This window comes from Teretinema zuelzerae (assembly GCF_021021555.1).
Lineage (GTDB): Bacteria > Spirochaetota > Spirochaetia > Treponematales > Treponemataceae > Teretinema > Teretinema zuelzerae.
Genome location: NZ_JAINWA010000001.1, coordinates 970,904 through 993,807, shown reverse-complemented (window position 1 = coordinate 993,807; position 22,904 = coordinate 970,904). Strand labels below are relative to the sequence as shown.

Below are 22,904 nucleotides of genomic sequence, written 5' to 3'. Positions count from 1 at the left end.
TAGTAACATCCTGAAAGCGGCAATGTATCGAGCGCGCAATGTAAGCGCTCGCGAGTCATAACCGAAACAGGAGAACTCCGGATGAATCTGAAACGCGGCGACGCTATCGTAACTTCAATACCCGGCGAACGGTATACGCCCTTCGCCCTTGCGAAAAAACTGGGAGCTCTGGCTATTCTCGAATCCGCGTCCTTCACGCACGGTCGGGACCGGTATTCCATCATCCTCGCCCGGGAAGCCTTCCGGATACGGGAAGATGATTCTGGCGTCCGTTTCACCATCGAAGGCGTCGATGTTCCCTTTACCGAAGGAGACATACTCGACGCCCAGATGTCTGTAGCTTCCCAGAACGTCCTGCCGCCGGACGGAATTCCCCTTCCCGGCGCCGGAATCGGTTTTCTCGGCTACGAGTTCTGCGCCCGCTGCGACACAATCGCGCTTTCCTCCCAGGAAGACTCGACCGGAATTCCCGAATCCGAGTTCATCGTCGGCCACGTGTACCTGGTATTCGATCATTTCACAGACACCATCCATATTCTCGCCCTGAATTACGAGCAGCACGAGATTGATCTTGAAGCGGCCGTCGCGGAGATCAAGGCTCGGCTCGGCGATCTCGATTTTTCGTATCTCGCCCCGCCCGCGGAATCTTCTTCCTGCTCTGTCGCGACTGATCTCGGGAAGAGCCATGACGAATTCGTTTCGGGTGTCCGCAGCATAAAAGAAGACATCGTCGCGGGGAACCTCCTTCAATGCGTCATGTCCCGCCGCCTCGTCCTTGAATCGGCGGAATCCGCCCTCGAGGTATACCGGCGCCTCCGCTCGAAAAGCCCGTCCCCCTATCTTTTTTATCTGGATTTCGGCGGCTACCAGCTGGTCGGCGCCTCTCCGGAAAGCCTCGTGCGCGTGCGCGATTCCGTCGCTTCGATCAGGCCGATAGCCGGCACCCGCAGGCGCGGAAAAAACGCGGCCGAGGACGCGGTGCTCCGCGAAGAGCTTCTCGCGGACCCCAAGGAGCGGGCTGAGCATCTGATGCTCGTGGATCTGGCCCGCAACGATCTCGGCCGCGTCTGCCTTCCCGGAACAGTCAGGCTCACACGCAATATGGAAGTCGAAATGTTCAGCCATGTGATGCACATCGTATCGGACGTGGTCGGCCAAACCGGAAACGGCGGAAACGGCTTGTCCGGAAAGCCTGCCCGCGGAATCGACGTGCTGCGCTCGGCCTTTCCCGCCGGCACCGTTTCGGGCGCTCCCAAGATACGGGCGATCGAAACCCTGTCCCGGCTCGAGCGCGAGAAGCGTTCCTTCTATGCGGGAGCGGTCGGTTACATCGAACCGGACGGCGACCTCGACTTCTGCATCGCGATCCGCTGCGCCCTGAAAAAAGGTAAATTCTGGACGCTTCAGGCCGGCGCGGGAATCGTCCACGCTTCGGACCCCGAGCGCGAATGGGAAGAAACAAACGAGAAGCTGATGGCAATGCGGTCTGTGCTGGAAGGAGAGAAGAAATGATAGTGCTCATCGACAATTACGATTCGTTTACCTATAACGTATACCAATATCTGGCCCGCCTCTCCCCGGAGGAAATCCGCGTCGTCCGGAACGACGAGGCGACCGTCGCTGAAATTGCGGCGCTGAATCCCAGCCGCCTGGTGATTTCCCCCGGTCCGGGCCGCCCGGAGAACGCAGGAATCAGCGTTGAAGCCCTGCGTTATTTCGCCGGCAAGATCCCGATTCTCGGCGTCTGCCTCGGCCATCAGGCTATCGGCTACGCCTTCGGCGGAACAATCGTCGGCGCAAAATTCATCAAGCACGGCATCGCCGAAGAAATGACCCTCGACGGCAAGGGCGTGTTCCGCACCGTCGGCAAAAAAGGAACCTTCACCCGCTATCACAGCCTCGTCATCGAGGAATCGAGCCTTCCTGCCTGCCTCGAAGTCACCGCTCGCGCCGCCGACGGAGACATCATGGGCGTTCGCCATACCGAGTTCGATATCGAAGGCGTGCAGTTCCATCCAGAGTCCATAGCCGCGACTCAGGGAGAGGCCGTTTTGAAAGCCTTCCTCTCGTACCGCCGCGAGGGCCTCAATTTCAGCGCCGTCCTCTCTTCATTAATGGAAGGAAAAGACATGAGCCGCGAAGAGGCCGAGATCTTCATGGAGGATTTGACGGAAGGCTCCCTGGACGAACGGCAAACCAGCGCTATCCTGACCGCTATCTCCTCTAAGGGTCCTGCGGCCTCGGAAATCGCCGGCTGCGCCTCCGTTTTGTGCCGGAAAAAGAAGAACGTCCCGATCTCAAAGGATTTGACGGACATCGTCGGGACCGGCGGCGACTGCCTCGGAAGCTTCAATATCAGCTCCATGGCCGCCCTTGTCGCGGCCGCCTGCGGCGTTCCCATCGCGAAGCACGGAAACCGCGCGGTCTCAAGCAAATCAGGTTCGGCGGATTTTTATGAAACCCTCGGCATCAAAATCGATATACCGGCGGAACAGGCTGCGCGCGTCATCGAAGAGACAAACTTCGGCTTTCTCTTCGCTCCCGTCTATCACAGCGCGATGCGCTTCGCCGCTCCCGTGCGCAAGCTACTCGGCGTAAAAACCATCATGAATCTGGTCGGTCCGCTGTCGAATCCCGCCGGAGCCGTCTACCAAATGCTCGGCGTCTACGACCCCAAGCTGATGAAGCCGGTCGCGGAAGCCTCCAGGATGCTCGGTTCGCGCCGCGTGATGGTGGTGTGCAGCCGCGACGGAATGGACGAGATTTCTCCGTGCGCCGACACCGCCGTCATCGAAATCGGCGAAGACGGAGTGTCCCGCGAATATTTGATTCATCCCTCTGACTTCAATATTCCCGCCTGCACACTCGACGATCTTTTGGGCGGAGACGCGAAGGAAAACGTCCGCCTCGCCATGGAGCTGCTGGAAGGGAAGGGGAAAAGCGGCCTTCTCCACGCCGTCGCGCTGAACGCCGGCGCCACCGTGTATATTTCAGGGAAGGCGAAGACGCTCCGGGAAGGATACGAGCGCGCCCTCGCAGCCGTCGCCGACGGTTCCGCGAGCGCGAAAATCGAGCAGGTTCGGGAGGCGAGCCGTGGCTGATATTCTCGACGAAATAGTCGAGCGCCGCCGCGAGGACTACGCGCGGCTCGGGCCCTGCTTCGGCGTCGACGTGCCTCTCCAGCGCGCGCGGCCGATCGTTCCCTTCCTCAAGGAAACGGGAGCCATTCTCGAGATAAAGCGAGCGTCTCCTTCCAAGGGTGACATCGCTCCGGATCTCGACCCGGTGTCTCTCGCGCGCAGCTACGAAAGCTCCGGGGCGCGCTGCGTCTCGGTGCTCACCGAACAACGCTTTTTCAAGGGATCATTAAACGATCTCATCGCCGTGTCCTCCGCCTGCTCTTCGCTTTCCTTTCTGCGGAAGGACTTTCTCCTGTACGAGGACGAGATCGACGTCGCCTATCGCTCGGGCGCGGACGCGGTTCTCCTGATCGCCCGGATTCTCGACGCGCCTCTTTTATTGAAGATGGCGGCTCGATGCCGTTCCTTCGGCATGCTTCCCTTCATCGAAGTACGGGAGGCCGGAGACCTTGCAAAGCTCGAAGCCGCAAGCAAGGCAGGAACAGTGCTGGCAGGCGTCAACTCCCGCGATCTCGCCACCTTTCATATCGACCCCCTCATACCCGCCGCCCTGCGGAACCGTCTCCCCTGCCGCACCGTATTCGAATCCGGCGCTTCGACTCCTCTGGCTTGCCGGTTCGCCCGGCGCCTCGGCTTCGACGGCATTCTGATCGGGGAAGCCGCGGCGAAAAACCCGGAAAAAGCGGCATCGCTCGTCCGGGGCTTCGTCGACGCCCGCCCTGACTGGGTCGGGCACTTCTGGAGGGAGGTCGGCAGAAGATCTGCCGCGTGCGGGGAGGAAAAACGCCCGCTCGTGAAAATCTGCGGATTGACGAACGAGGAAGACGCCCTGCTCGCCGCCGATCTCGGCGCTGACCTTCTGGGCTTCGTTTTCGCGCCCAGTCCCCGCTCCGCAGATCCCCGGAAGGTGCGCGACATCGCCGCCCGGCTCACCGCGCGGAGCCGTCTGCCGGCCAGCGAATGCGTCGGCGCGTTGTCCTCGCCCGTTTCGCGCCCCCGCAAGACTCCCCTTCGGCCCCTTCTCATCGGCGTCGTAACCGACCTCGATTCGGATCAGGGCAGGGACGCGCTTGCGCTCGCCCTCGACGGCGTTCTGGACGGCATTCAGTTCCACGGGGACGATCCCCGCGCCGGGCTCGACCGGATAGAAGAGGCCGGCGGCTCGTACGGAATCGGCCGCTACGCCGTCGTCCGGCTCGGATCGGAGGACGATCTCGAGTTGATTCAGGATCTCCGCCGGGACGGCGAGCCGCGCGTCCTTCTCGACGCCCGCGTCGAAGGTCTCGCCGGGGGAACGGGAACCAGCATTCCCCGCCGCCTGGTGCGCCTGGCCGCGGACGCGGGAACCCTCTGGCTTGCAGGAGGCCTTCATCCGGGAAACGTCCGCTCCTGCATAGACGAGTTTTCTCCGGCGCTGATCGACGCTTCCAGCGGCCTTGAATCGGTACCGGGAAAAAAAGACCACGCATTGATGAAAAGTTATTTCAGGGAGATTTTTCGATGAGCATACACAGATATTTCGACCGCTTCGGCGGCGCCTACGTAGCGGAGGTTCTCCGCCGCCCCCTCGAGGAGCTTGACGAGGCCTTCGCCGCGGCGATGGCGGACAGAGCCTTTCTAGCCGAGCTGGACACCCTCCGAGCCGATTTCATCGGCCGTCCGACCCCCCTTCTGCATGCCGCGAACGCGAGCCGGGAAAACGGCGGGGCTCAGATCTATATCAAGATGGAAGGCCTCGCCCACACCGGCGCCCACAAAATCAACAACGCGATCGCCCAGGCCCTTCTGGCAAAGCGGATGGGAAAAACGCGGATCATCGCGGAAACCGGCGCCGGCCAGCACGGACTAGCCACCGCCTCAGCCTGCGCCCGGCTCGGCCTTGAATGCACCGTATACATGGGCGAAGTCGACGTCCGCCGCCAGCAGCCGAACGTCGCCGCCATGGAGCTCTACGGAGCGACTGTCGTTCCCGTTCTTTCCGGGAGCCGCACCCTCAAGGACGCGATAAACGAGGCAATGCGCGATTGGGCCGCAAGCTTCGCCGACACCCATTATCTGATCGGTTCAGCTCTCGGACCGGCCCCCTTCCCGGACATGGTCAGAACTTTCCAATCGGTCATCGGCCTTGAAACCGAAGCCCAGGCGGCGGAAAAGGGCCTGAAAATCGACGCCCTGGTCGCCTGCGTAGGCGGCGGCTCGAACGCTATCGGCTTCTTTTCGCCCTTCATCGACCGCGCGTCTCCCCGGCTCATCGGAGCCGAGGCCGGCGGAGTGGGGCCTGCGACCGGCGAAAACGCGGTCCGCATGACCGGAACTGCCGCGAGCGACGGCATCATCCACGGCTATAAAAGCCGGTTTCTCGTGGATTCCGACGGCCAGGTCGCCGAAACCCGCTCCATTTCCGCAGGGCTTGATTATCCGGGAATCGGTCCCCAGCTTGCCGCCCTGGGAGAGTCCGGACGCATCGAGTTCACCGGCATATCTGACTCCGACGCGCTTGATGCGGTGAAGTTTTTCGCCCGGACGGAAGGGGTCATTTTCGCGCTGGAAAGCGCCCATGCGGGCGCAGCTGCCCTGGCAGAAGCCGGAAAACTCCCTAAAGACGCCGTCGTTATCGTGAATATGTCCGGCCGGGGAGACAAGGACATCTTTATCACGTCCCCCGTTTTCCGTCCCGTCCAGTGGAGGGATTTTCTCAAAGCGGAGCTTGAACGGCTCGAGTCCGGGATGGACATCCATGTGTTCGGAGGCAAAAAATGACGAAGGTACCGGTTATGGCCCATCTTGTGGCCGGCTATACGAGTCCCGAGATTTCTCTCGAAGCGGCGCGCGGTCTTGCCGCTGGCGGAGTCTCCTATTTCGAAGTCCAGTTTCCCTTCAGCGATCCGAGCGCAGACGGAAAGGCGATCCAGACGGCCTGCGCGGCGGTTCTGTCCGGGGGATGGCGCGTGGACGACGGCTTCGCCTTCGTCGAAACCCTTCGCTCCGAATTCCCCGGAATTCCTGTTTTCGTCATGACCTACGCGAATCTTGCCTACAAGATCGGCATCTCCGCCTTCGTCGAACGCTCGTTCCGCTCAGGCGTGTCCGGCCTCATCATTCCCGATCTTCCCTTCGACGCTGACGAGGGCCTTGCCGCCGCCTGCGATGCAAAGGGCATAGCCTGCGTGCCGGTAGCGGCTCCCTCCATGACGGAATCCCGCATCGCATCCCTCGCGGCACTTCGCCGGCCCTACGTATACGCCGCCCTGCGCTCCGGAATCACCGGCTCCTCGACCTCGATAGACGACGGAACCCTCGCCTTCCTGTCGTCGCTGAAAGCGTCCGAATCCCGAATTCTCGGCGGATTCGGCATCCGCTCGGGCGATCAGTCCGGAGCCCTTGCTCCCGCCGTCCATGCGGTCGTCGCCGGCTCCGTGTTCGTAGACATCATCCGGGAGAAATCGGGAGAGGGCGGAGAAGCGGTGAGGCTCGCAGTTCAAGCAAAAGCCGCTGAATTGTCGAATCCTGTTCAGCGCTGAAAAAATACGCAAAACGCAGGCCGGATTTGCAAATCCGGTCTGCGGATGTGTATACTGTTTCTATGCGTATCGATTGCATTTCAGCGCGACGGGTGTTTGATTGAAAAAGACAGTATCCGCAATCGTCATGATATTAGTTCTTTTAGCGCTTCTCATCTCAGCGGTTGTCTTTCAGCTGGCCCGCCAGGATCAGTATCTGTGTTCAGAAACCGCATTGAACAACTGCCCTGTTTTTCTCGGCCAGGCGCTTGTTTATTTCGTTCTCTCCGTCTCTCTTCTTCTTTCCGTTTCCTATCTGGTCCGCCGGATCGGGGCGGTTTCCTGCGAACATGAGCGGAAATTCCGCCTCTACGAGCTTGTTTTTAAAACGATAGACGCCGGCATCATCGTGCTCGATCGATCAGGTATAGTTCAATTCATCAATCCGCTGTGCATGAAGATACTCGGCGGCGATCCAACCCGCTTCGCTCAGGGCATCCACTTTTCCGGTCTTATAGAACCCGTTCTTGTTCCCGTGTACGATAAAATAACCGCGGCTCTCGAAAACCGCGACTCCTTCACCAGGGAGTACCGCGTGTTCATGAGCGACGGAATCCGCTGCTATCTGTGTTCGTTTTATACAAGTTTTGTCGGCGAGCAGGAGCCGGCGTACATTATATCGCTGAGCGATCGCACCCGGGAAGACGAAATACGGCAAAAGCTCTCGGAACAGCTGGAGGAGACCCACCGCTACGCCGTCTCGAAAGATAATTTCTTCGCAAATATGAGCCATGAGATCCGCACGCCCATCAACGCGATATTGGGAATGACCTATTTCGCCAAGATGGGATCGGGCGATCAAAAGACTCAGGAATATATTCAGAAAATCGAGAACGCTTCCGAGCTCCTTTTGGGAGTGGTCAACGATATCCTTGATTTTTCCAAGATGCAGGAGCACAAATTCTCTTTAAAACCCGAGAATTTCAATCTGTTCGATCTAAAAAAGATTCTCTACGATCTTTTTTCTCTGAAAGCCCGTCAAAAAGGCCTGGATTTCAATGTCGAGTTCGACTGTCAGGATCCCTTTATCGTGTACGGCGATCAATTCCGGCTCACGCAGATTTTCATGAACCTCGTGAACAACGCGGTGAAATTTACCGATGAAGGCTTCGTCTCCGTATCCTTGAACCATGAAACGGTGGGAAAGGATATCATCCTCCGCTGCACGGTGAGGGACACCGGATGCGGTCTTTCCGAAGACGATATGGCCAAGCTTTTCATCGATTATGAACAGTTCGGGCAGGTTTTGGAGAAAAGCCACGAGGGAACCGGCCTGGGTCTTGCGATTTGCAAACGCCTGGTTGAATTGATGCACGGGGTCATCTGGGTAGACAGCACATTGAATACCGGCTCGTCTTTTCATTTCGTCGTCGTTCTTCATCGCCCGGAGCTGTTGCACCCGGGAGAAGACCATCAGACGCTTCCGCTCATACATCGAAAAACCGGCAGAGCCCTTGTCGTCGACGATAACGAAATCAACCGCGAGATCTCCGCCTCTCTTCTGGCCGAATGCGGCTTTGTGACGGAACATGCGGTAGACGGATTGGACGCTCTGGAGTTGTGCCGTCTTCGCGATCCCGGCTATTATGACCTTATTCTGATGGACATCCACATGCCGCGGATGAACGGCTACGATTCCGCCAAAATCATGCGGAGCGAGCTCACTATTTCCTGTCCTATTCTCGCAGTTACGGCTACCAGCGACGGAAGCCAGGGCTTGGAGACGAATCGGGAGGTTTTTTCGGGCTTCCTCTTGAAGCCTTTCAGCCCGGGGCTTTTCAAGTCGCTTTTCGCGTCGCAGAAGGGACTTCATACATAAGCAAAGAACAGGTGAGGGAGAACGATAATATGGATACATTTACGCTTGTCCGGACCGAGCATTTGAATCATCACGGCAAACTTTTCGGAGGCCAGCTTCTCAAATGGGTGGATGAATTCGCCTGGCTGGCCGCCGCCCGGGATTTTTGCGGTTCCGTGCTGGTTACCCGGGCGATGGACAACAGCGAATTTAAGTACAGCGTTCCGAACGGGTCGATACTCCGCTTCCACATCGAGCAGCGCCATGTCGGTACGACCTCCGCCCTCTATTCGGTCGATGTATGGGCCGATATGCCCGGGCATCGCGAGGAAAAACTGATATTCTCGAATCGGGTAACCTTCGTCGCGGTGAACTCCGACGGAGAAAAAACCGCTTTGAAAAAGAATCCCCTGTGCCGGGATAGCGCTCCGCTCGTTTGAGGTGACAGAAATCCCGCTTTCGCGTGTGTAATACCTTTAGCGGATGCTCTTCGCTCTCTTATGTGCATAAGTATTGTCAGGTTTGCTTTTCTTTTTAAAGAAGAGCGATTATCATCTTGTATAGCATCAATTGATACGGCATTGGAGGATTTATCGTGAAAATGAAAAGCGTGGTTATCCGCACTCGCGACATCAAGAAGTCCATAGACTTTTATGAAACTGTTCTCGGGTTCACCTTCGATACGCAAATCTCGGCCGCACCGGGAAAACAGATTGCTTTTCTGACGGACCCCGCGAGTTGCGGAAAGCTCGAGCTTTTGTACAACGAGCAGGGCAAGGAAACGCCTCAGGGAGGCCTTTCGCTTACGTTCGAAGTAGATCAGATCGGGGAAACAGAAAAATACCTTCTCTCGAAGAACGTGAGAATCGTTTCCTCGCCGAAAACGATTAAAGGCGGCAAGAAAATCATGACGGCCCTTGATCCGAACGGAGTGGAACTCGATTTTATCGAAGAATAGCAGTCCGTTCGCCTGTTTCTTTGTTTTTATACAGGCCGGGTAGTATACTCGGTAGATATATTTTTTTCAGGAGATTCAAGATGAAAGTACGTTCTGCAGCCTATGCATTAGTTGCCTCTTTGTTGGTTTTTTCCGGTTGCGCTTCGCAATCTGTCTCGCGCGTGGATTCCTCCGAACAGATCGATTTGAGCGGTTATTGGAACGATACCGACGTGAAGCTCGTCTGCGAGACCCTCATCAACGACTGTCTCGCCTCTCCCCGCGTCGAGCAAGCCGCCGCGAAGAAGGGCGACCTTCCGGTCATCATCGTAGGTTCATTCCGCAACGACAGCGACGAGCATATCGACACCTCGATCATCACCAAGCGCATGGAAACCGCCATCCTTAACAGCGGAAAAGCCGACTTCGTGGCGAGCCGCTCGGAGCGGAGCGAAATCCGCGACGAACGGACCGAACAGCAGAGCTGGGCGAACGAAGACACCGCCAAGGCTCTCGCGAACGAAACCGGCGCCGACTTCATCCTGACCGGCTCGGTCAAGACCATCGTCGACAAGGCCGGAAAAACCGCCGTGCGTACATATTTCGTATACGGCGAGCTGACCGATATCGAGTCGAACCGCAAAATCTGGATCGGTGAAAACAGCGATATCAAGAAGGTGATCAAGACCGCGTCCGCGAAGTTCTGATCGCAACCGAAAAGGGAGAAAAAACAGGATGAAAGCCTCCGTATCCGCTCTTGCATGCGTATCTTTCCTGGCTTTTCTCCTCGCCTCCTGCACATCGGTTTCCCATTACCAGGCGATCGATGAGGCTGTAGCCCGGGGAGATTACTCCTCCGGGCTTGAGGAGTTGCGGGGTGCGAAAGAACAGGCGTATAAGCCTAAAGACCAGGTTCTCTATTATCTGGACGAGGGCATGCTCGCCCATTATGCCGGGGACTACAAAGAGTCCTCTCAAAGCCTCGGCACTGCCGAGCGGGCTATCGAACTGGCCGTCACAAAGAGCGTCTCAATGGAGGTTTCCTCCTATCTGGTCAACGACAATTCGCTCGAATATCCGGGCGAGGACTATGAAGACATCTATCTCAACGTGTTTAATTCCCTGAACTACTATTACAGCGGTTCGATAGAAGGGGCCCTCGTCGAGGTTCGCCGCATAGACAACAAGATAAAATATCTGTCGACCAAATACGGCGGAGCCATTACGAACGCCCAGAAAGCCATAATGGACAAATCATCGGAGATTCCCTACGACTCCGAAGCCGCCACGATCAAGTTTTCCAATTCCGCGCTCGGCCGATATCTCGGCATGCTGCTGTACCGCAGCGAGGGAAAATTCGACGATGCCCGCATAGACCGCGATCAGGTTAAGCTGGCCTTCGCCAACCAGCCCTCGCTCTACGGCTTTCCTCTGCCGAAGGCCCTCGATGAAGAGCTGTCCGTTCCCCGCGGAAAGGCGCGCCTCAACGTGATCAGTTTCAGCGGATTGTCGCCGGTAAAAACCGAGTCTGTGATCAGAATAGGACTCGGCTCTTCGAACTGGCTCAAAATCGCAGTTCCCGTCATAACCTATCGCAAGAGCGAGGTGTCGTCAGTGCGCCTGCGCGTCGACGGATTCGATCCTGTCGAGCTTGATCTGCTGGAGGATATGGGGGCGGTCGCCATGGAGACGTTCAAGCAGAAAGCGGCCCTTATCTATCTTAAAACCGTGCTGCGATCATTGGCAAAGACGTCCTCTTCCATGATCATGGAAGAACAGGCGAACGAGACTTCCAATGCCGACGCCGCGCTTTTGCTGAGCGTCTTGAGCATCGGAACCCAGATTTACGCCGAGGCGAGCGAGCAGGCTGATCTGCGCCTGTCCCGGTATTTTCCATCGAAGGCTCACGTAGCCGGCGTTACTCTTGATCCCGGAGTATATTCGTGGACAATAGAGTACCTGGACGCGGGAGGCAATGTGTTGCACTCTGTACGGAATGAAAACCGGGAAATCCGTTCAAACGCTCTTAATCTTTCGGAGGCCGTATGCATAAGATAATTTCAGTACTCGGAGCCCTCGTTCTCTTGGCGGGATGCGCCAGTTCTCCGCAATCCGCCGGAGGATCGAAATCCCCCTCGAAGCAAAAAGCTCCCGCCTGGGTCGAAAACCCCCGCTCGGCCTATCCTGAAGCCCAGTTCGTATCCGCTGTCGGATACGCCAAAGACCGGGAAACCGCCGAGAAAAGCGCGGTATCCGCGTTGATCGCCGTATTCGGGCAGAACATCAAGGGAGAAACCCGCATCAGCGAGCGGTATACCGAGGCCGTCAGGAGCGGAGCCGTCACCGTGACTGAGGACTCTGAACTGAACCGCGCGATGAGCTCGTCCGTGTCGATGAACTCTGTCGTCGGAGCGGAAATCAAGGACGTCTGGGAAGACGGCGCCGGCACCGTATACGCAGTCGCCGTGATGGACAAGCTCAAAGCGTCCTCGACCTACTCCCGCTTGCTGGAAACCAACGAGGAAACCATCGCTTCCCTGCGGAACATAAGAGCCGAAGAAGCCGATACGCTCGACGCCTACGCCCGCCACGACCTCGCGGCTGCGATAGCGGACACGAATCAGCAGTTCTTGAACGTTCTTTCGATCGTCAATCCAGCCATGGCGGCCGCCAAGCGCGCGTCCGTCTCCTCCGGCGACGACATCCGCCTCGAATGCCTCAGAATCGCGCAAACCATTCCCATAGCCGTAACCGTAACCGGCGACAGGGACGAACGCATCCGCTCGTCCTTCGCGGATGTCTTGAGCGCGTCGGGATTCAAGACCGGCAACAGCTCTTCCCGGTACTCTCTCGAGGTTTCTCTCAGTCTTTCGGAGGTTGCCCTGGCGAACAACGATAACAAATTCGTTCGCTACGTAATCGACTCAAAGCTGACCGATTCGGCGACCGCTCAGGTTCTTCTTCCCTGGAACGTCAACGGTCGCGAGGGTCACACCAGCGTTCCCGAAGCCGAGAACCGGGCCTTCCGCGCGGCGGAAAAAAAGATTCGAAGCGAATTCGGCGGAAAGTTTACCGGATATCTCAGCCAGCTTGCCGCTAAACGGTAGGTAGTCTTACTGTAGTTGAAGGCCGTCCCGCTCAATGAGCCGGACGGCTTTTTTTTGCTTGTTAACGAATTTTAAAGAAGGCGCCGAATACGGCGAGCGTTATCAAAACCTGCATGATCATGAATTTCAACAGAACCTGGGTGGGAGACCAAGAAAGGTTTTTCCGCATGTGGTCGTGGAGGGGAAATCTGATGTTGTGAAGTATTCTGATCTTGAAAAAGCGGAGAAGCGCGACCTTCAAAAGCCCGGTTCCGCCGTTTATCAGAATCATCCCGCTGGTCAGAAGAAGCAAAAACGGATTTCCCGAGACGAGCACGCACACTCCGATGAAAAAGCCCAGGGCCCTCGAGCCGGCGTCGCCCATCAGCACCTTGCTGGGGAAGGCGTTGTGCCAGAGGTAACCCATCAGCACGCCTGAAAGTCCGAATATGATCGTCGCCCAGCTGGCTCCGCTCGGAAGGTGCGGCACGAGCAGGTATTCCGCGATCCGCGAGTGGCCCAGCAGAAAATAGAAAATGATGCCCAAAAAGATGAGCGCTACGAGTACCAGCGTTCCGGAAAGTCCGTCGACGCCGTCTGTGCAGTTCGTCGTGTTGATCGAAACCCACAACACGATGCTTGAAACCAAAACAAAGAGCGCGGGGTGAACGGCGACCCTGGCGCTGGTGAAGGGCAGCCACCAGTGGACCTCTCCCTTGAACCCGACATACAGCACGATGAGCGAGGTTCCGACGGAAAGCGCGAGATCCAGCGCGCCCTTCAGATACTCTCCCCAGGAGTGCACCGCCTTGTCGTCGAGATATCCGGTGAGCATCGCGAGCCAGGTGCACGCGAGCATCGCTATCTGCATCACGCTCAACGGGGTGAACAAAAACGAAAGGCCGACGAATATCGATATGAACACGACGCCCGAGCCGGTGGGCTTTCCCATCGCCGCTTCCGCGTTTACGGAAAATTCTCTGCCTCTGTCCTTGGGCAGCCGCTTGTAGAAGCGGGGGAGCAGGAAAACAGTGAAGAAAAATCCCGCGTACAGGGCGAGGATTATCAGTACGGCGTATGATTGCAACAGGCGGAACGGGCCGAAAAACTGTTGCAGAAACTGGGCGATGTAATACAGCATTCTTCCATCTTATACTTAAAAAAACGCCTGTTACAATACCTTTGATTTTTTTCTAAATGCCCTGAAATAGAAACCAGCCGGCTAAAAACGATGCGATAGGCCTCAGTACGCCAGAACCGGATTCGGAGTACTCTTGCAGCGCATAGCCGATTTTGATAAAGAAAACGGTGATTCCTGAAAGCCCGCCGGCGAGCATGACTATTCCGAAGGACGCGAGCAGTACTGCGGACAGGATCTTGATCGTCGCGAAATGCTTTTTCATCCAGCCGAGCAGCGGCGTCATTCTTTCGAAAAAAACGCCGGTCAGCAGAAACGGGATTCCGAGCCCTGCCGAATAGGCGCCGAGCAGAATTCCCGCATGCGCGATATTTCCGGAACCGCCGGCATACATGAGAATCGAAGAAAGCATCGGGCCGATGCAGGGCGTCCATCCGGCGGCAAAGGCCATTCCCATGAGCAGCGGCCTGAATACGCCTGCTCCTCCGCCTTGTCCGCCGAAGGCTCCGGGTTCGCTTATCCGCTTTTCCGTGCGCAGGAATGGGATGAAGTCGAATACGAGATGCAATGCCATCGCGATCACCAGTACGCCCGCAACGCGGTTGATTATCACTCCGGCGGAGGAGCCCAAAAAGCGCATTCCCCCGCCGAAAATCAAGCCCAAAGCCGTGAACACCAGGGTGAATCCGGCGATGAACAACAGGGTCCTGATGATGAGGGCTCCCTTTTTCCGCGTGCCGGTTTTGAGTATTTCTATGGACTCTCCGGAAATAAAGGAAAGATACACCGGTATCAACGGCAGAACGCAGGGGCTCAAAAACGACAGGAGCCCCGCGCCGAGCGCCGCGAAAACGCCGGGAACAGCCGGTCCGGCCGCCGCTATGTTCATTTCGCAAGCTCCTTGAGAACGGCTATCAGCTCAGGATCGTCGTAATCGCGCGATCCGACAATTCCTGCGACAACGAGCCCCTGTTTGTTCAAAACATAGGTTGTCGGTATTCCCTGGGAGGCGAAAGAAGCTCCCAGCTGTCCGCTTTCGTCGAGATAGATCGGGAATGTATAGGGATTGCTTTTCAGAAACGCCGTTACCGTGTCTTTCTTCTCGCCCACGCTTATAGCGGTTATCTGAAAATCCTCGCCCTCCATGGCGTCGTGCAGTCTTTGAATCGAAGGCATTTCCCTCTTGCAGGGCGGACACCAGGTCGCCCAGAAATTCAATAACGTCGCTTTTCCCTTGAGGCTTTCAGATGAAAGTTCCCGGCCGTCCAGGGCCTGAACCGTGAAGGGCGGAAGAGCCGGCGGCTCGGGGAAAACATGGAAACCGAGCGCGGAAAGCTTTTTTTCCGCTCCGCCTTCGGAAGGATTTGCGGCCGGAAGCGGACTATCAGCAGCCGGCTTTGCCGTTGCAGCGTTGGTCTCTTGCGCCCCTGAAACAGGGCTTTCCTTCGGGCTTGCCGGTTTTTCCGTTTTGCCGGCGGCCCCGCAGGACGCAAGGGGAATAAGGGCGAAAAAGGCCAATGCAATCGAATTCGCTATATGTCTGGTTCGTGTTTTCATAGCACTCAATATACTGCAGTCTGCGCGGCGTCGCGGTGATAAAGTCACAAAAAAAGCCCCGCGGTCGGTTCATTCCAGTTCGAACAGACCACGGGGCTTTGTTTTTTAAGCCGGCTGCGGTTTCATCCGGATCAGTGCTTGAAGTGGCGCGTTCCGGTGAATACCATCGCGATCCCCAGGCGGTTCGCCGCGTCTATGGATTCCTGGTCGCGCATGGAGCCTCCCGGCTGGACGATCGCCTTGATTCCGTACTTCGCGGCCATTTCGACGCAATCGGCAAAGGGGAAGAAGGCGTCAGAGATCATAACCTCTGCGCCTCCGGTGGATGTTTTTCCGTCGAGGCAGGGGAGGCCCGCGTCCGTCAGGATTTTAGCCCGGGCAAGGGATTGCTCGGTCGGCCATATGCGGTTCACCTGGCCGCCGGCGAGCCCGACCGCGACCCTGTCTTTTACCACGACTATCGCGTTCGACTTGACGAAAAGCGCCATAGTCATTCCGAATGCCATGTCGGCGGCCTGTTCGGCGGTGGGAGCTTTTTCGGTAACCACCTTCCAGTCTGAAAAAAGGGTGTTGTCGCGTTCCTGTACCAGGATGCCCCCGTCCACGCTGAGCGTTTCGGTAATGGCGTTCGGCTTTGTTTCGGCCTGCACGAGGCGGAGATTCTTTTTCGCGGAGAATATCTCGAGGGCTTCGGCGGTAAACCCGGGCGCTACGACGACTTCAAGGAAGGTTTTAATCATTTCCGAGGCCGCCGTTGCGTCGATGATCGTGTTGCATCCGACTATTCCTCCGAAGATCGACACCGGGTCGACCAGGAAGGTTCGCTGATATGCTTCGAGAACGGTTTTTCCGAGAGCCGCTCCGCAGGGCGTATTGTGCTTGAGCGCAACGCAGATCACCGGAGCCTTCGTTTCGGGAGCGGCGGGGAATGCTTCGGGCAGGGATTTCATGAACTCGCCGTAGGCGCAGGCCGCCTTCCACGCGATGTCGAGATCTCTCATGTTGTTGTAGGAAAGTTCTTTACCCTGGAGCTGCTTCATTCCGCCGAAGGCCCCGACTGAATCTGCGTTGAGGTAGAGCGCCGCCTGTTGATGGCCGTTTTCGCCGTAGCGTAGAGACTGGGCTTTCTTGTACGGAACGGTGAAGTATTCGGGCCATAACGGCGATTTTCCGGATGCTGGAGCTGCGGCTTCGCCCAGCATAAAGCGGGCAACCGCCGCGTCGTATGCGCTCGTCAGGTTGAATACCTTTCCGGCGAGCCGGCGCTTGAGGTCTCTCGAAACCTTCTGCGTATCCTGTCCGGCCGCGTCGAGTTCTGCCATGACTTCGGCATAGTCGGCCGCTTCGGTGAGCACCAGAACGTCGTCGTGATTTTTCGCGGCTGAACGGAGCATCGTCGGTCCGCCGATGTCTATGAATTCGACCGTTTCTTCAAACGAAAGGCCCGCCTGTACTTTTTCAAAAAAAGGATAGAGGTTGACGCACACCAGATCGATGGGATCTACTCCGAGGTCCTCCATTGTTTTCGCGTGTTCGGGGTTGTTGCGTATTCCGAGAATGCCTGCGTGTATCTTGGGGTGGAGGGTTTTTACCCGCCCGTCGAGACATTCGGGAAATCCGGTGACGGCGCTTACGTCCGTGACGGGAACTCCTGCGTCGGCTAAATGCTTTTTCGTTCCGCCGGTGGAAAGTATCTCCCATCCTTTCGAGGCAAGATACTGTGCCAGCTCGAGCACTCCGTCCTTATAGAATACGCTGATCAGTGCGCGCTTTTTCATCTGCGACCCCTTCATCAAATGGTAATGGATGACAGAATATAGCAGAAAAATGGCAATTCTTCAACGCAGCTTCAGGTTGTGAAATGCTTTTCAAGAAACTAAAAAGCGGATTTATACCTGGACGGCGCGGTTTTTACGCCTCAGCCGTTTTCGTTCAGCGGCGTCGGCGTCCTTGCGCCTGGGTTTTTTATCCCTGAGCAGGAACATGGCCAAAAACGACGACAGCAGGCAGATTCCCAATATCGCGGGAACCGATATCAACATGTCCATATCAGAGAAGGGCAGCCGTACGTTCATGCCGAAGAAGCTGGTGATCATCGTCGGGATCATGAGCACCAGGTTGATGACGGTGAGCCGCTTCATTACTATCGAAAGATTGTTCGAGATGACGGAAGCGAACGCGTCCATCATTCCGGAAAGGATGTTGCTGTAGATGTCGGCCATTTCGATGGCCTGGCGGTTGTCTATTGCGACGTCTTCGAGCCAGTCCCGGTCTTCCTCGTCCAGCTGGATGAGGCGAGTCTTCATCAGTTTTTCAAAAAGCAGCTGGTTGCTTTTCAGGCTCGTCGTAAAGTAGGTAAGCGATTTTTCAAGATTGAGAAGCTGAATCAGTTCGTTGTTCCGCACCGATTTCTGAAGCTCCAGTTCGATTGAATTCGAGCGTCGGTTGATTTCCTTCAGGTAGCGCAAGAATATGAGGTCGGCTCTCGTCAGCACGCGGACGACGAAGGCAGGCAAATCGCCGAGCGAAAGTCCGCGCACCCGGTTGTTCGTCAGATCGTTGAGCACCTCGCAGTCGGCCCAGCAGATGGTCACGATCATTTCGGGAAACAGCAGGATTCCGAGGGGGATGGTGAAGTAGCTCACCTCGTTCGCGGAGATGAATATGGGGAGGCGGACGATCATGAGGGTGTAGTCGTCCTCGCGGTCGATGCGGGAAAGCTCGTCCTGGTCGAGGATGTCCATGATGATTTCCGTATCGATGCCGTAATCCGCTTCGAGCGTGCGGATGTCTTCTCTGGTGACGTTGCGCGCGTCGACCCAGATGCGGCCTTCGCGGTTATCCGTCTCGACCAGTTTGCGGTTTTCCTGTTTCCAAAGGGTTATCATGCGGGTTCTCTCCCTGTCTCGGGTTTATGGCCTGACCGGGGAGAGCGCGACGTCTGAAATCAGAGCAGGGTGATTCTCCGGGGAGGCTTGTCGGTGTTTGATTGATATTCGTAGCTACGACTACCAGGGTCCGTATCCATGGGATACTGCCTCCTCGAATTTAGATTTGCATGTAAACAATAGCACACCGGCAATCGATGTGCAAGCTTGATCGTCAGCGCGCGCGGGCCTTCTCCGTGTTCACTCGTTTCGCGAGCAGCTTGACGCCTTCGAGAATAGCTTCGTGTTCGTGAGACGCTATTCTTTTCGCCAGGGTCTCCGCGGTGTCGCCGGGCAGAACCGGCACTTTTTTCTGAAGCAGGATGGGCCCGGTATCGCAGCCGGAATCCACCAGATGCACGGTGCATCCGGATTCAAGTTCTCCCGCGGCGAGAACCGCTTCATGGACATGATGCCCCCACATGCCCGGGCCGCCGAACTTTGGCAGCAGGGCGGGGTGGAGGTTCAGTATGCGTTCGGAGTACTCGTCGACAATGTTTCCGGAGAGTATCGTCAAAAATCCCGCGAGGACGATCGCGTCTGCCCCGGCTTCTTTCGCTTTATCCAGCATCCGGTCCGATACGAATCGGCGCGCCTCCGCCCTCGGCGTTCCGGCCGGAGCGGACTCGATTCCGCAGGGGATTCTCTCTTTTCGCGCCCGTTCGAGCGCGAAGCAGTCGCGGTCCGCCCCGACGTATGCGATCTCGTAGGCTTCTTCAGGGGATGTTTTTCCGGTATTGTCGATCAGCGCCTGAAGGTTCGTGCCTCCGCCTGAAACGAGTACTGCTATTTTCATGGGCTTATTCAAAGAGGACGTCTGTCGAGCCGGTTCCCACCCGTCCTATTTCGTAGGCGGGGAAGCCCTGGCCGTTCAGGAAATCGATCGTCTTCGCCGCGTCTTCCTTCGAGACCGCGCAGATGTAGCCGATGCCCATGTTATAGGTATTGTACATTCTGTCGGGATTTGCGCCCCTTCTTACAAGCTCGGCGAAAATCGGCGGAACCGGCCAGCTGCCGGATTTTAGAATCGACACCAGGCGGGCTTCGTTCTTTTCTCCGTGCACTCCTCCGTGCGTGTACATGCGCGGAATGTTTTCGTAAAAACCGCCGCCGGTGATATGCACCATTCCGTGAACGTCTACCTGTTCAAGGAGGGCGAGTATCGGTTTGACGTAGATGCGGGTCGGTTCGAGAAGCGTTTCGCCGATCGGCTTTCCGCCGAAGGGCTCGTAATAATCGGTGACCAGTTTTCTTACCAGGGAGAATCCGTTGGAGTGGACGCCGGAGGAGGCGAGCCCGACGAGAACGTCGCCTTCCCGTATTTTCGATCCGTCGATTATGTCGGCTTTTTCGGCGACTCCGACAGCGAATCCGGCGATATCGTATTTCCCCGCGTCGTAGAAGCCGGGCATTTCCGCGGTTTCTCCGCCCATCAGGGCCGCGTTCGACTGCAGACAGCCTTCGGCGACGCCTTTGACCAGTGTTCCCGCGACTTCCGCGTCGAGTTTTCCGCAGGCGAGGTAGTCAAGGAAGAACAGCGGCTTCGCGCCGTGGCAGAGGATGTCGTTTACGCACATCGCGACGCAGTCGATTCCTACCGTGTCGTATTTTTTCATGGCGAAGGCGATGTCCAGCTTCGTGCCGACGCCGTCGGTTCCGGAAACGATGACCGGCTCCTTGTATCCCGGGGGAAGCTGGAACATGCCGGCAAAGCTGCCGAGCCCGTTCAATACTCCCGGAATCATCGTGCGCTTGGCGCTGGTTTTATAGTTGTCGACTGCCTTGTATCCTTCTTCCACGTCGACGCCGGACTGGCGGTAATCTATCATCGTCTGCTCCTTGTGTCGTATCTGTTTAGCGCTTTCCGATTTCGCCGATCATCGGCATCGGATATTCTCCGAGAAAGCATCCCTGGCAATAGCCGCAGTTGCTTGCTCCGTTCGGCGAAAATCCGTCCCGGTGCGTTGCGGCCTTCGTGTTCGTCCTGACGCTTTCCTTGTCGTCCTCGTATTCGCAGGACTGGAGCGCTTCGATCATGCCTTCCATGGAAATGAACGCGAGGGAATCCGCGCCGATCGCCTGGCGGATTTCTTCTATTTCATGGGTCGCGGAGATAAGCTCCGCGCGGGCGGGCGTGTCGATTCCGAAATAGCAGGGAAATTTGACCGGAGGGCTCGATATGCGGAAATGCACTTCCTTCGCTCCCGCCTTCCGCAGAATCTGTATGAGCCTTCTGCTGGTGGTTCCCCGCACGATCGAATCGTCGATGATGACCACGCGTTTTCCGAACAGATCGCTTTTCAGCGCGTTCAGCTTGACGAACACCATGGCTTCCCGCTCTTCCTGCGAAGGCGCGATGAAGGTTCTTCCGATATATTTGTTTTTAACAATTCCCATCGCGAAGGGAATTCCCGAAGCCTTCGAAAAACCCATCGCCGAACCGATTCCGGAATCAGGCACGCCGATGACCACGTCCGCTGCGACGCCCGATTCGCGGGCCAGGACTTCCCCCATCTTTATGCGGGCTTCCTGCACTCCGATTCCGTCCATGATGGAATCGGGGCGGGCAAAATAGACGTACTCGAAGATGCACGTTTTTTTCGAGGTTTTCTCTCCGAAGTTGAAGGACAGAACTCCGTCGTCGTTGATGATGACGATTTCTCCCGGCGCGATGTCCCGGACGAGCTCTCCGCCCATCGCGTCAATCGCGCAGGATTCGCTCGCGAGCACCCAGCCGTTCTGGAGCTGGCCCAGGCAGAGCGGCCTGATGCCGTTGGGATCGCGGGCTCCGATCAGGGTTTTTTCCGTCATCACGCAGAGGGCGAAGGACCCTTTTATCAGCTGGATCGTATCGGTGAGGGCTTTTTCAAGACCTTTTTTATAGTTCTTCGCGATAAGCTTGATGATCACTTCAGAATCGCTCGAGGATGTGAAGGTCGACCCAGTCTCCTCAAGGAATTCCTTCATGGGCTCCGTGTTAACGAGGCTTCCGTTGTGAGCGACCGCGATGGTTCCGAGTTTGGCTTTCGAGACGAAGGGCTGGGCGTTTTCGATGGTCGCCTTGCCGGAGGTGGAATACAGTACATGGCCGATGGCTATGTGCCCCGATAATTCCGCAAGCTTCTCCCGGCTGTAGACGTCCGCGACAAGTCCCATCGCGCGGAAGTGCTCCACTTTCTCGCCGTCCGCCACCGCGAGGCCGGTGCTTTCCTGCCCCCGGTGCTGCAGGGACTGGAGTCCGTAGTACGCCATTCGCGACGCGTTTTGATCATGGTTTGAAAGATACACTCCGATGACGCCGCAGTGATCCTTCAACTTTCCTTCTTCTTCCTCAGCGTAAATCGTTTCCATGGTCGCTCCGGATTGGTTCATTTGGATATTCTATTGAAAATTTCTACGTACGCTTCCTGGACGTTTCCGAGATCTCTGCGGAATCTGTCCTTGTCGAGTTTTTCATTGGTTTTGGCATCCCAGAAACGGCAGGTGTCCGGCGAAATTTCATCCGCGAGCAGAATTGCGCCGTCTGCGGTTTTGCCGAATTCGAGCTTGAAGTCGATGAGCTTGATTCCGCGGTCCCAGAAAAAAGCCGAAAGGATTTGGTTGATCTTGTCCGTCATCTTATAGATGGTTTTAAGCTCTTTCCAGGTCGCGGCGCCGATAGCTACCGCGTGGTAGTCGTTGATGAGCGGGTCGCCCAGAGCGTCGTCCTTATAGGAAATCTCGAATACCGTTGTTTTGAGCGCTGTTCCCTCGGCGACTGCCAGGCGTTTGGAAAAGCTGCCGGCGGCGACGTTGCGGGTGATCACTTCCAGGGGAACGATCGATACTTTGCGGCAGAGCATTTCGCGGTCGGAAAGCTTTGCGACGAAATGGGTTTTGATGCCTTTTTTCTCGAGGAGCTCGAAAAGGCCGGTCGCGATGCTGTTGTTCAGCACTCCCTTCGACTCGATCTGTCCTTTTTTCTCTCCGTTGAAGGCGGTCGCGTCGTCCTTGTAATCAATTATGACGAGGTCCGGATTGTTCGTTGCAAAGATTTTTTTCGCCTTGCCTTCGTACAGCTGTTCGCCCTTCACGAGCCCCGAAATCAGTTTCTGCGCGTTCTTGTTCATATTGATACTCCCTTACCGCCTTCAGCGGCTATTTCCTGTTTTAATGCGGCCCTGAAAGCCTTGAGCTTCGCCTTGAGTTCGGGATATTTAATGGCGAGAATTTCGCAGGCGAGGTACGCGGCGTTCGCCGCGTTGTCGAGTCCGACGGTTGCGACCGGGATTTGCTTGGGCATTTGAACAATGGATAGAAGGGCGTCGAGTCCGCCGACCTTTCCCCCGTCGAGGGGAACTCCGATGACCGGGAGAACCGTCATCGAGGCGATGACTCCGGGAAGATGCGCGGCCAGGCCTGCGCCGGCGATGATGACTTCCGTTCCGTCGGCTTCGGCCGCGGCTACGGTTTCAGCCAGGAGTTCGCCCGCGCGGTGCGCTGAAATGATATATGAAGAATAGTCGACGCCGAACTCCCTGAGCACGGCTGCGGCCTTCTTCATGGTGTCTGTGTCTGATTTTGATCCGAAAAAAATGGTTACTTTCATAACCGAATCTATCACAAGTGCCGTCGCGGTTTCAAGCCGTACTCAAGTCTCTTGTGCGCGGTTTAAGCGGTTTACCACGGTTAGTCGACCGTCAGTCTGTTCTGCGGAAGAAAAAAAGCCGGCCCTTCAAGAAGGCCGGCTTTCGGTGAAATTGCGGAAACTCCCGAGTTCTT

The 22,904-nt window shown here is 56.8% G+C and carries 21 protein-coding genes; 11 read left to right on the top strand and 10 right to left on the bottom strand.

The window, feature by feature from the left end; all coding sequences use genetic code 11:
- Nucleotides 1-81 precede the first annotated feature (81 nt).
- From K7J14_RS04560 to K7J14_RS04510, 11 genes are all read left to right on the top strand, one after another.
- The gene (locus K7J14_RS04560) at nucleotides 82-1,512 is read left to right on the top strand and encodes an anthranilate synthase component I family protein (RefSeq protein ID WP_230753664.1); all 1,431 of its coding nucleotides are present in this window, start codon (nucleotides 82-84) and stop codon (nucleotides 1,510-1,512) included.
- A complete protein-coding gene (locus K7J14_RS04555) occupies nucleotides 1,509-3,101 on the top strand; it encodes a bifunctional anthranilate synthase component II/anthranilate phosphoribosyltransferase (protein WP_230753662.1) in 1,593 nt (530 codons plus the stop codon). Before K7J14_RS04560 ends, K7J14_RS04555 begins: the two co-directional genes overlap by 4 nt.
- Nucleotides 3,094-4,644, top strand: a complete 1,551-nt coding sequence (gene trpF / locus K7J14_RS16215) for a bifunctional indole-3-glycerol phosphate synthase/phosphoribosylanthranilate isomerase (RefSeq protein WP_230753660.1) — start codon at nucleotides 3,094-3,096, stop codon at nucleotides 4,642-4,644. Before K7J14_RS04555 ends, trpF begins: the two co-directional genes overlap by 8 nt.
- On the top strand, nucleotides 4,641-5,900 hold the full coding sequence (trpB, locus tag K7J14_RS04545) for a tryptophan synthase subunit beta (protein WP_230753658.1): 1,260 nt from the start codon (nucleotides 4,641-4,643) through the stop codon (nucleotides 5,898-5,900). Before trpF ends, trpB begins: the two co-directional genes overlap by 4 nt.
- Nucleotides 5,897-6,661 carry a tryptophan synthase subunit alpha gene (gene trpA, locus K7J14_RS04540; RefSeq protein ID WP_230753656.1) on the top strand — a complete coding sequence of 255 codons (765 nt, stop codon included), beginning with the start codon at nucleotides 5,897-5,899 and terminating at the stop codon, nucleotides 6,659-6,661. Before trpB ends, trpA begins: the two co-directional genes overlap by 4 nt.
- A gap of 100 nt (nucleotides 6,662-6,761) precedes the next feature.
- Nucleotides 6,762-8,519: an ATP-binding protein gene (locus K7J14_RS04535; RefSeq protein ID WP_230753654.1), complete on the top strand. Its 1,758-nt coding sequence runs from the start codon at nucleotides 6,762-6,764 to the stop codon at nucleotides 8,517-8,519.
- 29 nt (nucleotides 8,520-8,548) lie between these two features.
- Entirely contained in the window at nucleotides 8,549-8,938 is a 390-nt protein-coding gene (locus tag K7J14_RS04530; RefSeq protein WP_230753652.1) for an acyl-CoA thioesterase, read from the top strand.
- A gap of 161 nt (nucleotides 8,939-9,099) precedes the next feature.
- On the top strand, nucleotides 9,100-9,456 hold the full coding sequence (locus tag K7J14_RS04525) for a VOC family protein (protein WP_230754763.1): 357 nt from the start codon (nucleotides 9,100-9,102) through the stop codon (nucleotides 9,454-9,456).
- Between the two features lie 80 nt (nucleotides 9,457-9,536).
- A complete protein-coding gene (locus K7J14_RS04520) occupies nucleotides 9,537-10,142 on the top strand; it encodes a penicillin-binding protein activator LpoB (protein ID WP_230753650.1) in 606 nt (201 codons plus the stop codon).
- 28 nt (nucleotides 10,143-10,170) lie between these two features.
- Nucleotides 10,171-11,493, top strand: a complete 1,323-nt coding sequence (locus K7J14_RS04515) for a COG3014 family protein (protein WP_230753647.1) — start codon at nucleotides 10,171-10,173, stop codon at nucleotides 11,491-11,493.
- Nucleotides 11,481-12,542 carry an LPP20 family lipoprotein gene (locus K7J14_RS04510; protein WP_230753645.1) on the top strand — a complete coding sequence of 354 codons (1,062 nt, stop codon included), beginning with the start codon at nucleotides 11,481-11,483 and terminating at the stop codon, nucleotides 12,540-12,542. Before K7J14_RS04515 ends, K7J14_RS04510 begins: the two co-directional genes overlap by 13 nt.
- Before the next feature lie 61 nt (nucleotides 12,543-12,603).
- Here the strand turns inward: K7J14_RS04510 and K7J14_RS04505 are convergent, their stop codons facing one another.
- The 10 genes from K7J14_RS04505 to purE form a co-directional block, all read right to left on the bottom strand.
- Nucleotides 12,604-13,662 carry an MraY family glycosyltransferase gene (locus K7J14_RS04505; protein WP_230753642.1) on the bottom strand — a complete coding sequence of 353 codons (1,059 nt, stop codon included), beginning with the start codon at nucleotides 13,660-13,662 and terminating at the stop codon, nucleotides 12,604-12,606.
- A gap of 52 nt (nucleotides 13,663-13,714) precedes the next feature.
- On the bottom strand, nucleotides 13,715-14,548 hold the full coding sequence (locus tag K7J14_RS04500; RefSeq protein ID WP_230753639.1) for a cytochrome c biogenesis protein CcdA: 834 nt from the start codon (nucleotides 14,546-14,548) through the stop codon (nucleotides 13,715-13,717).
- A complete protein-coding gene (locus K7J14_RS04495; protein ID WP_230753638.1) occupies nucleotides 14,545-15,216 on the bottom strand; it encodes a TlpA family protein disulfide reductase in 672 nt (223 codons plus the stop codon). Before K7J14_RS04495 ends, K7J14_RS04500 begins: the two co-directional genes overlap by 4 nt.
- Before the next feature lie 131 nt (nucleotides 15,217-15,347).
- Nucleotides 15,348-16,994, bottom strand: a complete 1,647-nt coding sequence (gene purH / locus K7J14_RS04490; protein WP_230753635.1) for a bifunctional phosphoribosylaminoimidazolecarboxamide formyltransferase/IMP cyclohydrolase — start codon at nucleotides 16,992-16,994, stop codon at nucleotides 15,348-15,350.
- Between the two features lie 111 nt (nucleotides 16,995-17,105).
- On the bottom strand, nucleotides 17,106-18,104 hold the full coding sequence (locus tag K7J14_RS04485; protein ID WP_230753632.1) for a magnesium transporter CorA family protein: 999 nt from the start codon (nucleotides 18,102-18,104) through the stop codon (nucleotides 17,106-17,108).
- A 214-nt stretch (nucleotides 18,105-18,318) separates the two neighbouring features.
- Nucleotides 18,319-18,939, bottom strand: a complete 621-nt coding sequence (gene purN, locus K7J14_RS04480) for a phosphoribosylglycinamide formyltransferase (RefSeq protein WP_230753629.1) — start codon at nucleotides 18,937-18,939, stop codon at nucleotides 18,319-18,321.
- 4 nt (nucleotides 18,940-18,943) lie between these two features.
- Nucleotides 18,944-19,972: a phosphoribosylformylglycinamidine cyclo-ligase gene (purM, locus tag K7J14_RS04475; RefSeq protein WP_230753625.1), complete on the bottom strand. Its 1,029-nt coding sequence runs from the start codon at nucleotides 19,970-19,972 to the stop codon at nucleotides 18,944-18,946.
- Between the two features lie 25 nt (nucleotides 19,973-19,997).
- Nucleotides 19,998-21,515: an amidophosphoribosyltransferase gene (purF, locus tag K7J14_RS04470; protein ID WP_230753622.1), complete on the bottom strand. Its 1,518-nt coding sequence runs from the start codon at nucleotides 21,513-21,515 to the stop codon at nucleotides 19,998-20,000.
- Nucleotides 21,512-22,252 (bottom strand): phosphoribosylaminoimidazolesuccinocarboxamide synthase, encoded by a 741-nt coding sequence (gene purC / locus K7J14_RS04465; protein ID WP_230753619.1) that lies wholly within the window; start codon nucleotides 22,250-22,252, stop codon nucleotides 21,512-21,514. Before purC ends, purF begins: the two co-directional genes overlap by 4 nt.
- Nucleotides 22,249-22,731 carry a 5-(carboxyamino)imidazole ribonucleotide mutase gene (purE, locus tag K7J14_RS04460; protein WP_230753616.1) on the bottom strand — a complete coding sequence of 161 codons (483 nt, stop codon included), beginning with the start codon at nucleotides 22,729-22,731 and terminating at the stop codon, nucleotides 22,249-22,251. The genes purC and purE overlap by 4 nt, the downstream gene beginning before the upstream one ends.
- Nucleotides 22,732-22,904: the final 173 nt, after the last annotated feature.

Bases quoted from the DNA above. Each gene is read 5' to 3' on its own strand.
- K7J14_RS04560 (WP_230753664.1), top strand. From the start codon at position 82: ATGAATCTGAAACGCGGCGACGCTATCGTAACTTCAATACCCGGCGAA.
- K7J14_RS04555 (WP_230753662.1), top strand. From the start codon at position 1,509: ATGATAGTGCTCATCGACAATTACGATTCGTTTACCTATAACGTATAC.
- trpB (WP_230753658.1), top strand. From the start codon at position 4,641: ATGAGCATACACAGATATTTCGACCGCTTCGGCGGCGCCTACGTAGCG.
- trpA (WP_230753656.1), top strand. From the start codon at position 5,897: ATGACGAAGGTACCGGTTATGGCCCATCTTGTGGCCGGCTATACGAGT.
- K7J14_RS04530 (WP_230753652.1), top strand. From the start codon at position 8,549: ATGGATACATTTACGCTTGTCCGGACCGAGCATTTGAATCATCACGGC.
- K7J14_RS04525 (WP_230754763.1), top strand. From the start codon at position 9,100: ATGAAAAGCGTGGTTATCCGCACTCGCGACATCAAGAAGTCCATAGAC.
- K7J14_RS04520 (WP_230753650.1), top strand. From the start codon at position 9,537: ATGAAAGTACGTTCTGCAGCCTATGCATTAGTTGCCTCTTTGTTGGTT.
- K7J14_RS04515 (WP_230753647.1), top strand. From the start codon at position 10,171: ATGAAAGCCTCCGTATCCGCTCTTGCATGCGTATCTTTCCTGGCTTTT.
- K7J14_RS04510 (WP_230753645.1), top strand. From the start codon at position 11,481: ATGCATAAGATAATTTCAGTACTCGGAGCCCTCGTTCTCTTGGCGGGA.
- K7J14_RS04505 (WP_230753642.1), bottom strand. From the start codon at position 13,662: ATGCTGTATTACATCGCCCAGTTTCTGCAACAGTTTTTCGGCCCGTTC.
- K7J14_RS04500 (WP_230753639.1), bottom strand. From the start codon at position 14,548: ATGAACATAGCGGCGGCCGGACCGGCTGTTCCCGGCGTTTTCGCGGCG.
- K7J14_RS04495 (WP_230753638.1), bottom strand. From the start codon at position 15,216: ATGAAAACACGAACCAGACATATAGCGAATTCGATTGCATTGGCCTTT.
- purH (WP_230753635.1), bottom strand. From the start codon at position 16,994: ATGAAAAAGCGCGCACTGATCAGCGTATTCTATAAGGACGGAGTGCTC.
- K7J14_RS04485 (WP_230753632.1), bottom strand. From the start codon at position 18,104: ATGATAACCCTTTGGAAACAGGAAAACCGCAAACTGGTCGAGACGGAT.
- purN (WP_230753629.1), bottom strand. From the start codon at position 18,939: ATGAAAATAGCAGTACTCGTTTCAGGCGGAGGCACGAACCTTCAGGCG.
- purM (WP_230753625.1), bottom strand. From the start codon at position 19,972: ATGATAGATTACCGCCAGTCCGGCGTCGACGTGGAAGAAGGATACAAG.
- purF (WP_230753622.1), bottom strand. From the start codon at position 21,515: ATGAACCAATCCGGAGCGACCATGGAAACGATTTACGCTGAGGAAGAA.
- purC (WP_230753619.1), bottom strand. From the start codon at position 22,252: ATGAACAAGAACGCGCAGAAACTGATTTCGGGGCTCGTGAAGGGCGAA.
- purE (WP_230753616.1), bottom strand. From the start codon at position 22,731: ATGAAAGTAACCATTTTTTTCGGATCAAAATCAGACACAGACACCATG.